The sequence below is a fragment of the Acidimicrobiia bacterium genome (genome assembly GCA_029210695.1).
Taxonomy (GTDB): domain Bacteria; phylum Actinomycetota; class Acidimicrobiia; order Spongiisociales; family JAHEDJ01; genus JAHEDJ01.
On sequence record JARGFH010000048.1, the window covers coordinates 16,416 to 28,742 of the forward strand.

The window sequence follows — 12,327 nt, forward strand, 5'->3', positions numbered from 1 at the left end:
CTTCTCAGCTGCGACGACGGGGAATAGCCAGCATGTTGAGCAAGAAGGACATCAGTAGGGTCTGGAAGCCGAGCGCCACCAGGGTCGTGGCAACCACGACCGGTCGGGTCGTGACCACGGGATCGAGATCGGGGAACCCTGACTGCGCCCATCGCCAGGCAACCACTGTCAGCAAGACGACACCCGCCGTGAGGAGTGACAAGCCAAGAACGATCCCCCGCTCGAGTGTGAAACGTTCGAACGCGTTCCTGATTGGAGTCGATGGAGGTCCGATCTCTTCGATGACGGCAAACATGCGCGCCGCCACCGCAGTCGTCATCATCTGGTAGCCGACGACCACCAGCAGCCCACCCACCATAAGCGTGTGAATGTCGAAACGGACGCCCCGAATGGTGATCGGCCCGGCGATGACCGACAAGATCAATGCGGCTCCGGTACTGGTGATAACCAGACCCGGGATGAGCATCGTCCAGCGCGGAGATAACGTCATCATGAACCGCAGATGCCGCCAACCGTCACTCCACCTCCGCAGATGAGGTGGGCGGGACCTGCCATCGGGTCGGAGGGTGACCGGCACCTCTTCGATTCTCATCCCCCGAGCGGCGGCCTTGGCCACGACCTCAGTGGCAAACTCCATCCCCGTGGTATGCGGCGCGATCTCGATGAATGCCTGCTTGGTAAGTCCTCGTAAACCGCAATGAAAATCTGAGATGTTGGATCGAAACAGCGTGCGGGCGATAGCCGACAGCACTGGATTTCCCAGCCAGCGATGCAGCCACGGCATAGCCCCGGGTTCAATGGTGCCCCGCAGTCGAGACCCCATCACCATGTCGGCACCGGCGCGCATGAGTTCGATCATCGGATACGCCTCGCGGAAGTCGTAACTCTGATCGGCGTCCCCCATGATCAGAAACCGACCCTGGGCCGCCTCGAACCCCCCGGTCAGCGCACTCCCGTAGCCCGACTCTGCGACGGAAACGACGATGGAACCCGCTCGACGCGCTATCTCAGCGGATTCGTCGGTGCTGCCGTTGTCGGCCACTATGACCTCTGCGTCCAAACCGTGGGTTTCGATGCACTGGCGGATCTCACGAATACACACTTCGAGTGTTTCGGCTTCATTCAGGCATGGCAAAACAAAGGAAACTTCGGGCATGCTCCGGTCCTGTGATTGGCCCCGGCAGCCTAACGCCGATCCACTCGGTTCACGCGACCATCTCCGTTCTACACTGGCAACTCGAGTAGGGTTCACCTCTCACCGATCTTCGACATGAGGGAAGTCCGAATGAGGGTCATGGACGCCATCCACGGGCAGTTCTTGATCGGTCGCAGGGCCCGGGTGCTGAGCGGCCACATCGCCACCCTCCTCCCAAGCCGGGCATCTGTGCTCGACGTCGGATGTGGAGATGGGGATATCGCTCGCCGGATCATGGAGACGCGACCTGACATCTCCATCCATGGGATCGACGTTCTCGTCCGCCCTGAGACTGCGATCCCGGTGGACGAATTCGACGGTTCACATTTCCCTTTCGCGGACCACACATTCGATGTAGTGACGTTTGTCGATGTCCTCCACCACACGGACGACCCGACCGCGCTCCTCGCTGAAGCTTCACGTGTCGCCCGCAAGTCGGTGGTCATCAAGGATCATTTGGTTCGAGGGGTGCTTGCTCGACCGACCCTCCGGTTGATGGATATGGTTGGAAACGTGCGCCATGGCGTCGCGCTGCCGTTCAACTACCTGACGTACCCGGAATGGGAGACGGCATTTGCAGCCGCCCGGTTGGCAATTGTGAGGAGAGAGAACCGTCTGAGCATCTATCCCTGGCCCGCTACCCTCGTCTTCGACCGGAAACTCCATTTCATCGCGGAGCTAACGGTCCCTCAATCCCGCTAACCCGATTTCCCGTGCTCATACCGACGTGAAAGCGACGAGTCGATCGGATCACTGCCGTCAATCTACAACGCAGAACCTCTTGAAAGCACTTCACGCAGGAACTTGGCGGTGTAGCTCTCGGATACGTTGATAACATCCTCAGGAGCGCCCTCGGCGACGATCCGTCCGCCCCCGTCGCCACCTTCGGGGCCGAGGTCGATGATCCAGTCTGCACTCTTGATCACGTCGAGATTGTGTTCGATGACCAGCACCGTGTTGCCGGTGTCGACAATGCGCTGCAGAACACCGAGCAGCTTGCGGATGTCTTCGAAGTGCAGTCCGGTGGTGGGCTCGTCGAGAATGTAGAAGGTCCGCCCGGTCGAGCGCTTGCCCAGCTCCGAGGCCAACTTCACTCGCTGCGCTTCGCCGCCCGACAGGGTGGGAGCCGGCTGGCCGAGCTTGACGTAGCCGAGACCGACGTCGTAGATGGTTTGCATCACCCGGGCGATCGGCGGCTGGTTCTCAAAGAAATGCATCGCTTCCTCGATCGACATCTCCAGCACATCGGCGATCGAATGGCCCTTGAACAGGACTTCGAGCGTCTCACGGTTGTAACGACGGCCCTTGCAGATCTCGCACGGAACATACACATCAGGCAGGAAGTGCATCTCGATTTTGATGGTTCCGTCGCCCTTGCATGCTTCGCAGCGCCCGCCCTTCACATTGAACGAAAAGCGACCGGGTTTGTAACCGCGCATCTTCGAATCGGGCGTCGACGCGAACAACGCCCGGATCTTGTCGAAGACGCCGGTGTAGGTGGCGGCGTTCGAGCGGGGAGTTCGACCGATGGGCGACTGGTCGATGTTGATGATCTTGTCGATTTCCTCGACGCCGGTGACCCTCCGGTGGTGGCCGGGAACCTGGCGTGAGCGGTAGACGGCCTTGTGGAGCGCTTTCGAGAGGACATCTTCGACCAGGGTCGACTTGCCGCTTCCCGATACACCGGTGATCGCCACGAACATCCCGAGCGGGAACCGAACGTCGAGATCTTTGAGGTTGTTCTCAGTGGCGCCGATGACTTCGATCCAACGGCCGTTCGGTTCCCGGCGCGTCTGCGGCACCGCAATCGACCTCCGCCCCGATAGGTAGTCACCGGTCAGCGACCCTTTGACCTTGGCGATATCGTCCGGCGTTCCCTCGGCGACGATGTGACCGCCGTGCTCGCCGGCGCCCGGGCCGATGTCGACCACGTGGTCGGCGACCCGAATGGTCTCCTCGTCGTGCTCGACGACAATCAGCGTATTTCCGAGATCTCGCAGCCGGAGCAGTGTTTCGATGAGCCGCTGATTGTCCCGCTGGTGTAGACCGATGGAGGGTTCGTCGAGGATGTAGAGCACACCGACCAGGCCCGAGCCAATTTGAGTCGCCAGACGAATGCGTTGTGCCTCTCCCCCGGCCAGAGTGGCGGCACTGCGGCTGAGAGTCAGGTAGTCGAGTCCCACATCGAGCAGGAAGTTGAGGCGGGCCCGGACCTCCTTGACCACTCGCTCGGCGATGTGGGCCTGGCGTTCGTCGAGGGTGAGATTGCCCACGAAGTCGGCTGCCCGGCGCAGCGACATCGCAGACACCTCGAAGATGTTGCGTCCGTTGATGGTGACCGACAGCGTGACCGGGTTGAGGCGGGCGCCTCCACAGGCGTCGCACGGAACCTCTCTCATGTATTCCTGGTAGTAGTCGCGGGCCGAGTCTGAATCGGCATCTTCGTGGCGACGCCGCAGGAAGGGAATGACCCCTTCATATGTGGTGTGGTAGCGACGCTGGCGGTTGAAGCGGTTCGTGTAGGTGACCTCGATGCTCTCGTTGCCCGTGCCGTTGAGGATCATCCCCTGCTGGCGTTCGGTGAGTTTGGAGAACGGTTTGTTGGGGTCGAATCCTTTGGCTTCGGCGACGCCGGCCAGGAGTCGCTGGTAGTACTTGCCCCGCAGTCCCGACCAGGGCGCCACCACTCCATCGATGATCGATTTGTCAACGTCCGGGATGACCAACTCGGGGTCGACCTGGTAGCGGGTACCGATGCCGGAACAGGACTGGCAGGCCCCGTACGGGCTGTTGAACGAGAAGTTGCGGGGTTGGAGCTCTTCGAACGACAGCCCACAGTGGGCGCATGCCAGGTGCTGGCTGAAGTTGAGCGAGGCACCGCCATCGATGTCGACTACCGCTACGCCTTCTGCGAGATCGAGAGCGGTTTCCATGGACTCGGTGAGCCTGCGTTCGATGCCGTCTTTGCGTACCAACCGGTCGATGACGACTTCGATGGTGTGCTGGAAGTAGCGGTCGAGGCGGATATCGTCGGTGAGGTCGCGGATTTCGCCGTCGATTCGAGCCCGAGAGAAGCCGTCCTTGCTGAGGTCCTTGAGGAGCGCCTCATACTCGCCTTTTCGTCCGCGCACCACCGGGGCCAGCACCGAGAAGCGGGTGCCTTCTTCGAGGTCGAGAACCTGGTCGACGATCTGCTGGGGTGTCTGCCGGGCCACCACCCGGCCGCAGGTCGGGCAATGCGGCGTCCCGATCCGGGCGAACAAAAGGCGCAGGTAGTCGTGGATCTCGGTGACGGTGCCCACAGTGGACCGGGGATTGCGGCTGGCAGTCTTCTGATCGATCGAGATCGCCGGCGACAGGCCCTCGATAAAATCGACATCTGGCTTGTCCATCTGCCCGAGAAACTGCCGGGCATAGGCCGACAAGCTCTCCACGTAACGCCGCTGCCCCTCGGCGTAAATCGTGTCAAACGCCAGCGACGACTTACCCGATCCGGAGATGCCGGTGAAGACGATCAGTTCGTCGCGCGGCAGCTCGATATTGAGGTTCTTGAGGTTGTGTTCGCGTGCCCCGCGAACGATCAGGCGGTCGGTGGACATGGATGACAGAGTGTAGCCACTCAGCGGTTTGCCGAACACACGTTCTTGCGGGCTCGACTCCAACGATTGCCTGCGGAGGGAGGCGATCACTTCCGCCCCCGTCGGCGGCGAATCCCACATACGTCGCCGGGCGCCGCTGGCCCCTCACTGACGGACCGAAAGGCGCCGCGGGAGCGCTGGGAGACTACCGATGGATGAACCCAACCGAAGACGCTGGCCACTTGTCCGCGAGTAAGCAGCCCAGCGAAGCTCGAACCCTAGGTCAAATCACCATGATCGCGCTGGCGCAGGGTCAGATGTGAAGAAGCGCTGACTGATGCTCTTCCATGGATATCGAATGAAGGCCGTCATCTCTGCCAGACCACCGAGCGCGAACTGTCGGATAAAACCGCCGGTACCTGGATCGATGTAGCTGACGATCCCCCTGCTCATGAGTCAACCGCTGTTGTGTATTCCAATTCCGTCACCACCCCTGGGCTCGAGTCGACTGGATAGATGTACATTTCGGGATGCGCTCTGATCGGATCTTCTCCGGTCAGGCACGCAAACACGATTCGGAAGAGATCTGGCAACATCAAGTTTGACCCTTGAACCGCGTCGCATCCGGGAATCCGCAATGCTGTAAGTACCGACATCCTTTCATACACTGCATCGGCGCTCCAGTCGCCGGGCTGAAGAGATAATTGTCCAGCAGAATCTGAACCGTGATCGCCTGTGATTATCACGATATCGGAGTCGCTCACAGCATCGAGGAACGCTCCGAGCCGTACGTTCACGCATTCAATCTGTTGTAGATACGCGTCGACTCGTCGCTCAAGGAGCGCACTTCCTGCCAACCCAGGGTTCCCGAGCGCCCCTCCCGCCATCTTGGGATCTGCCACAAGCTCACAGTTGCGATTGAGAAACATGGGCGGGTGTGGGAGGGGAATATGGGCGAAGACGAACCGAGGATCTTGACTCTCTGTCTCAGAGACAACCTGCAGATCTTCGAGCGCACGAAGACCGTTGAAAGTGAACGCGCTTCCGAACCGGCGCTGAAACCAACGAGAGAAGATCGACCTCTCGATGAGGATACCGGACGCTTCATCGATGAATCCCGCATCGAGGCAAAGGTCCACGGCCTCACCACACCGGGTTCCGTCCCATCCGCTCTCAATGTGGACGTATTGGTACCCAGCGTCAGTGAATGCTTCAACCACCGGATTCGCGCCACCCATGATCCCGTGAAGAGCGGCGCGCTCGCGATCAGTCGGTCGGTACCCCTTGGTACCGACATGACTCATGGTCAACATCGATGAGATGGATGCGACAGTGGAACTGTACCCAGTCCTCGCGTCAGCTATCACGTGAAGGCCATGGCGTTCAAAGACGTCTAGGTCGAGTTCATAGCTGAACATCGAGCGTAAGACATCTGCCCTCGCATAGCCATCTACGACAACAAGATACACGTCATTTCGACCATCTGGCAGTGATGGCGCAGAAGTCCGATCAATCGGTGGTTGTACCGCATCACCCAGATACCACAAAGACAACCCGGCAAGTGAAGGCACAATGATGACTCCAGCCATCACGATTACCGCCAGCCCGAACTCGCGACGGTCCCCGAGTCGAAGCACTACTCCGATCAGGACGCTCGCAACGGCCAACGCAACGAAATCCCCCGGTACAGAACGGAGGGAAGCAACATCGGGGAGAGCCCCGGCGATGAGCTGCCAATTCGACATCAAGAAGACTCCAACTGCAGCAAGCCCTGCCGCTCGACCGAGTTTGAGAAACCGGCCAAGCGCGATCAGGATAAGGATCCCAAGGCAGGAGGTCCCTGCGGCAATGCCGAGAAGCTTCCACCCGGAAGCGCCGCGTGGAGCATTCGTTGCCCAGAATGACAGGGCAGGGGCGACACAGAAGAGCGACACGAATAACAGCGCTCGGGCCCAGCTTGTGGAAGATTCTTCGCCATCTGCCTGGCGTGTCACCTTCTCACGCATCTGCCAGATCTCGTAGCTCTCTCTTCAATTCTCTTATCTCGTCACGCAATCGGGCTGCGTACTCGAAGCGCAGTTCCTTGGCGGCCTCATGCATCTCCTCTTCGAGGCTCTGCACCAGGCGGCGGAGATCATCCCCCCCGAGGTCGAGTGGTTTCCGGGACTCTACTTCGGTCCGCCGCCGCTCAACGGAGCCCTGCTGAGATTGGACCAACTCGAGGATGTCGGAAATCTTCTTGCGTATAGTCTGCGGGTCGATTCCATGTTCCCGGTTGTGCTCGGCCTGAATCCCGCGGCGCCGATTGGTTTCATTGAGAGCCCGCTGCATCGACTTGGTGACTTCATCCGCATACATGATCACCTGGCCGTCGATGTTGCGAGCAGCCCGCCCGACCGTCTGAATCAGGCTGGTCTCCGAGCGGAGGAAACCCTCCTTGTCGGCGTCCAGGATGGCTACGAGCGACACCTCCGGCAGGTCGAGGCCCTCACGCAGCAGGTTGATCCCTACCAACACGTCGAACTCCCCCAGCCGGAGATCCCGGAGAATCTGGACGCGTTCCAGCGTATCGATCTCGGAATGCAGATACCGGGCCCTGACCCCCATCTCAAGCAAGTACTCGGTGAGATCCTCCGACATCTTTTTCGTGAGCGTGGTGACCAGCACCCGCTGATCGGCATCCGTGCGTTGCCCGATCTCATGCAACAGGTCGTCAATCTGGCCCATCGTCGGCCGAACGATCACCTCGGGATCGACGAGGCCGGTGGGCCTGATGATCTGTTCAACAACTTGCGCTGAGCGTTGAAGTTCGAACGGCCCCGGCGTAGCCGACAAGAAAACGATTTGCGGTGACTTCTCGAGCCATTCATCGAACCGAAGGGGTCGGTTATCCATCGCCGAGGGCAGGCGGAATCCATGCTCAACCAGCGACTCCTTGCGCGACCGGTCACCCTCGAACTGCCCGTGTAGTTGTGGAATCGTGACATGGCTTTCGTCGAGCACGGTTAGGAAGCCTTCGGGGAAGTAGTCGAGCAACGTGTAAGGCGCCTCTCCGGCCTGACGGCCGTCGAGGTAGCGGCTGTAGTTCTCGATACCGGAGCAGAATCCGATCTCTCGCATCATTTCGAGGTCGTACGAGGTCCGCATCCGCAATCGCTGGGCCTCGAGCAACTTGCCGGCGCCTTCGAGGTCGGCCAGGCGCTCCGCTAGCTCAGCTTCGATGCCCTTGATCGACTCCTCCAGACGCTCACGAGTCGTGACATAGTGGGTGGCCGGGAACACGAAGAGTTCCGCTATCTCCTCGATCACCTCTCCGGTGACGGGATTCATCCGCAGAATCCGTTCGACTTCGTCACCCCAGTACTCGACCCGCGTCACCGTCTCCTCGTAAGACGGGAAGACTTCCAGCGTGTCACCCCGCACGCGGAACTTGCCACGAACCAGGTTGACCTCGTTCCGTTCGTACTGGATGTCGACGAGACGGCGGATGGCGTCGTTCAGCGGGAACTCGACCCCCTTCACCAATCGGAGAAGCTGCCCGGAATACTGCTCCGGTGTGCCCAACCCGTAGATCGCCGACACCGAAGCGACAATGACCACATCGTTCCGTACGAGCAGGGCACTCGTGGCCGCATGTCGCAACCGGTCGATCTCGTCGTTGACCGTTGCGTCCTTCTCGATGAAGGTGTCGGTCTGTGGGAGGTAGGCCTCCGGTTGGTAGTAGTCGTAGTAGCTCACGAAATACTCGACTCGGTTCTCCGGGAAGAACTGGCGGAACTCGTTGGCCAATTGGGCAGCCAGAGCCTTGTTCGGGGCGAGAATCAACGTCGGCTTTTGAACCTTCTCGATCAGCCAGGCGATGGTCGCCGACTTGCCGGATCCAGTGATGCCCAGCAGCGTTTGGAACCGATCTCCGCGCCCAATGCCGTCGACGAGTTGGCTGATTGCCTCCGGTTGATCACCGGCAGGCTCGTATTCGCTGATCACTCTGAACTCGGGCACGGGGATCAGCCTAAACCAGTCCGGCGGCTGCGAGGCCTAGCCCCACAAGTGCTCGATCAACTCCTCGACTTCCGCCTGCAGCGCATCGAAATGGCCATCATTGTTCACGACCCAATCTGCCGATTCGAGCCATTCTGCGCGCGACGGCTGCGCCATCATGCGAACGTCGATGTCCCGCTCCTTCATTCCGCGGTCCCGCAGGCGGCGGCGCCGCACTTCGTCCGAGGCGTCGACGATCACCCGCATCCACGAACCGGGCAAGAAGTCCGACATCAACGGAACCTCGACCGCGACTATTGAAGCGTCGGATTCCGCCACGAGTCGCATGATGCGTTCACGAATCGCCGGATGAGATATGGACTCGAGGCGATGCAAGGCGACCGGATCATCGAACACGACGGCGGCAAGGCGACCACGATCGATCCTGCCCTCCTTGAGCACCGACGGCCACTCCTCGACTACCTTCGCATAGGCCTCCCCGTCTGGCTCCAGAACCTCGTGGCCAATGGAGTCCGCGTCGATTGCTTCGATCCCTCGCTCCCTGAGAAGCCCAGCCACAGCAGATTTCCCGGACCCGATCCCACCGCTCAACAAGATGTGCCGTCTCATCATTGGAGATGACTGTACCCTGCAATGAATCATGGATACCTCAGCTCCCTGGGAAGACCGCTTCGAGCGAGTTGTCCAGCTGCTGTACTGGCTGACCCTCGCACTCGGCGTCTTCCTCGTCTTCTTCAAGATCGGCACGGAGCCTCGCGCCTATACAGCCGTGGGCCTCTGCGGTGCCTACGTTGTCTTCATTTCTGTTCTCCCCAGGAAACTCGCTCGTCGCGACCTCATTCGCCAAACAATCATCGTGATTGGCGCCGCGTCGAGCATGACGGCCGTCGGGTTGACCGGTGGTCTCGACAGTCCCTTTCTGCTCTTTGCCCTCATCCCGGTACTCGACTCGGCGGTCGTGGGCGGGTTCCGGGCAGGGCTGGGCGCCGCCGCCCTGTCTGCTGGGATCCTCACGAGTCTCGTTCTTCCGGTCACCGACCCGAATTGGGCGACACTCGTCCAATGGGTGGTCTTGTTCCTCCTGGTCGCCGTGACCTTCGGGTATGCAAACCGCTTGCTGATACAACAGGGCATTCAGTTCACCGCACTAGCCGCCGCAACTGCAGAGACGAGTTCGCGACTCGAACGTCTCGAAACGGCTCACGCCCTCTTAACCAGACTCGCAGCCCAGGCTGAAGCAGCCGAATTGAACCCGATTGAGGTTGGTAACGCCGCCCTCGAATCGGCCAGGGTGATCGTTCCCTTCACTGCTGCCAATGTCTCACTGGCGAGCGATTCCGGACCGGTCGTCGTTGCCCGAATGGGCGATGCCCCCGATCATTCCGTCACGACACTCGTTTCGCTCCGTGTGGGTGAACGTGAAGTCGGTTCGGTGGTGCTGGCCACGGACCATGAAGTGACACAACGCCAGAAGGACGCACTTGATGCCGCGCTGCAACCGGCCGGGCTGGCCTTCGCCAACGTGCTGCTTCTCCAATCCATCGCGCGTACGGCAATCAAAGAGGAACGAATCCGGCTGGCTCGCGATTTGCATGACGATATCGGCCCATCGCTCGCCTCGCTCGGGCTCGCACTCGATCTGGCCGGGCTACAGCACCACGCGGAACCGGTTCTGGCCGCACATCTCCAGGACCTGCGCGATTCCGTCGGCGATCTGGTTGAGAATGTCCGCACGACCGTTGCCGACCTACGGGTTCCCGATGAGGTGCCCAGCATCCGCGAAGTCGTGTTCGATATTATTCGCGGGCGTCCGGGATCCCAACCGGCCGTCCTATTCCAACTCAATGAACGACATCAAGCGCGGCCGTCCATCGCCGCCGATGTCAATGCGATCGTGATGGAAGTGATCCGAAATGCTATCCGTCACTCTAACGCCTCAACTATCACTATCCGTGGCACGGTGGATTTCGAGTCCGGCGCCATCGAAATAGCCGACAACGGCAGCGGATTTCAGGCAGACAACATCCCAGCCGGCCATTTCGGCCTCATCGGGATTCACGAACGAGCGAGCAGAATCAAGGCAGATGTCAGTCTGGACTCGACAAGCGCAGGAACCACGTTCCTCATTCGCTGGGGTAGACGATGATCACCCGAGTGTGCATCGTCGATGACCACCAACTGTTTGCCGACGGTCTGGCCACGGCCCTCAACGCCATCCCCGACATGTCCGTGACCGGCGTCTACAGCACCGGCGAGTCGTTCCTCGAAGCACTTGAGGCCGGCATCCTCGTCGATGTCATTCTCCTGGATCTGGAGATGCCGGGTCTGACCGGTCTTGACGTACTGGCCTCGCCTCTGACCCAACCGCCGGCCATTCTCGTGACCATGCACACGGGTGATGCAGAACGACGGCGCGCTGTTGATCTCGGTGCCGCCGGATTCCTCTCGAAATCTACGCCACTTCTCGACCTGGCCGCCGCCATTCGTGCCGTCGCAGACGGACGGCTGGTACATTCAGACACCACTCTGCGTGAGATATGGAAGGAGTACGGAAGTCCAATCCTCGATCCGGGCGCACAGTCACTCACGCCGCGGGAACGTGAACTCCTCGGGTTGCTCGCCAGCGGCGTGAGCAGCACCGATGAGCTGTCAGATCGCCTGTACATATCGCAAAAGACGGTGAAGAACCACCTTGCCAGCATCTACGAGAAACTGGCGGTATCGGATCGTGCCCAGGCGGCGGTCGAGGCCATCCGTCTCGGTCTCCACTCAGAATAGGTCATCCGACCTATGGCGTGCCGCACACTCTCGGTGGTACCGTTACGGAGCCAATCGAACCCGAGAAGGAGAGGCAACATATGCTTGCATTGCAGACTTGGCTCCAGGCCCGGTGGTCTGATGACACCGGCGCTGCCATGGTGGAATACGCTCTGCTGGTCGTGCTGATCGCCATCGTGGCGTTGGTCGCGGTCGGACTCACAGGTACCGCCGTTTCCAGCACATTCAACAACGTCGCTACTCACCTGTAAGGATCAGGGTGCTGCGACTGCTCACCAACGAGGACGGAGCCAACCTCATCGAATACGGTATTCTGGTGGTGTTGATTGCGATCGTCGCTTTGCTGGCAGTCCAGTCAGTCGGTCAAGAAACGTCATCGATGTTTGCCGACATCCACACCGGATTCCCATAGGACGAAGTTGACGACAACCACATTCATGGTGTGATAGGCCCCGGTTCCCGGGGCCTATCACTTCTTAGAACCACAAAGAAGTCGTCACTGAAGACCTCGACCCATCCCTCGGCCTCGAGCGTCCCGACCAAGCCGTCGGTTTTATCCAACAGAGCCTGCTGAATATCCCATTCCTCCTGGGCTGCCCTCCATGCCAGTGCTCCCAACCTCACCTTCGCCACTCTCTCGAAGAACTCCCCGCCGTAGAGTTCCGCACGATCGTCGACGAAGACGCGCACGGCCGGACTGACGCCGCTCGCTGAAATTCCCCAGGGTTGCTCATCGAAATTCCTCACCTTGGGTTGGGTTTGGATGCTAGTTGT

Annotated in this window: 11 protein-coding genes; 5 read left to right on the plus strand and 6 right to left on the minus strand. The window is 60.2% G+C overall.

Annotated features, from left to right (window positions below; all coding sequences use genetic code 11):
* Positions 1–4: 4 nt before the first annotated feature.
* Positions 5–1,156: a glycosyltransferase family 2 protein gene (locus tag P1T08_13920; GenBank protein ID MDF1597171.1), complete on the minus strand. Its 1,152-nt coding sequence runs from the start codon at positions 1,154–1,156 to the stop codon at positions 5–7.
* Between the two features lie 129 nt (positions 1,157–1,285).
* Here P1T08_13920 and P1T08_13925 point away from each other — a divergent pair, with 129 nt between their 5' ends.
* The gene (locus P1T08_13925; protein ID MDF1597172.1) at positions 1,286–1,897 is read left to right on the plus strand and encodes a methyltransferase domain-containing protein; all 612 of its coding nucleotides are present in this window, start codon (positions 1,286–1,288) and stop codon (positions 1,895–1,897) included.
* Between the two features lie 62 nt (positions 1,898–1,959).
* Here the strand turns inward: P1T08_13925 and uvrA are convergent, their stop codons facing one another.
* From uvrA to coaE, 4 genes are all read right to left on the minus strand, one after another.
* Positions 1,960–4,794 (minus strand): excinuclease ABC subunit UvrA, encoded by a 2,835-nt coding sequence (gene uvrA / locus P1T08_13930; protein ID MDF1597173.1) that lies wholly within the window; start codon positions 4,792–4,794, stop codon positions 1,960–1,962.
* A 428-nt stretch (positions 4,795–5,222) separates the two neighbouring features.
* Positions 5,223–6,779: a hypothetical protein gene (locus tag P1T08_13935; GenBank protein ID MDF1597174.1), complete on the minus strand. Its 1,557-nt coding sequence runs from the start codon at positions 6,777–6,779 to the stop codon at positions 5,223–5,225.
* Complete coding sequence (gene uvrB, locus P1T08_13940; protein MDF1597175.1) at positions 6,772–8,775, minus strand: excinuclease ABC subunit UvrB; 2,004 nt, start codon at positions 8,773–8,775, stop codon at positions 6,772–6,774. Before uvrB ends, P1T08_13935 begins: the two co-directional genes overlap by 8 nt.
* 36 nt (positions 8,776–8,811) lie before the next feature.
* Positions 8,812–9,387 carry a dephospho-CoA kinase gene (coaE, locus tag P1T08_13945; GenBank protein MDF1597176.1) on the minus strand — a complete coding sequence of 192 codons (576 nt, stop codon included), beginning with the start codon at positions 9,385–9,387 and terminating at the stop codon, positions 8,812–8,814.
* A gap of 28 nt (positions 9,388–9,415) precedes the next feature.
* Between coaE and P1T08_13950 the strand changes: the two genes are divergently transcribed.
* The 4 genes from P1T08_13950 (at position 9,416) to P1T08_13965 (ending at position 11,965) form a co-directional block, all read left to right on the plus strand.
* Positions 9,416–10,921: a histidine kinase gene (locus tag P1T08_13950; GenBank protein ID MDF1597177.1), complete on the plus strand. Its 1,506-nt coding sequence runs from the start codon at positions 9,416–9,418 to the stop codon at positions 10,919–10,921.
* On the plus strand, positions 10,918–11,553 hold the full coding sequence (locus P1T08_13955) for a response regulator transcription factor (protein MDF1597178.1): 636 nt from the start codon (positions 10,918–10,920) through the stop codon (positions 11,551–11,553). The genes P1T08_13950 and P1T08_13955 overlap by 4 nt, the downstream gene beginning before the upstream one ends.
* Before the next feature lie 80 nt (positions 11,554–11,633).
* Positions 11,634–11,804: a Flp family type IVb pilin gene (locus P1T08_13960; GenBank protein MDF1597179.1), complete on the plus strand. Its 171-nt coding sequence runs from the start codon at positions 11,634–11,636 to the stop codon at positions 11,802–11,804.
* 8 nt (positions 11,805–11,812) lie between these two features.
* Entirely contained in the window at positions 11,813–11,965 is a 153-nt protein-coding gene (locus P1T08_13965) for a Flp family type IVb pilin (GenBank protein MDF1597180.1), read from the plus strand.
* Positions 11,966–11,988: 23 nt separating this feature from the next.
* Here P1T08_13965 and P1T08_13970 read toward each other — a convergent pair.
* A partial coding sequence (locus P1T08_13970; protein ID MDF1597181.1) for a hypothetical protein occupies positions 11,989–12,327 on the minus strand: 339 nt, incomplete at its 5' end.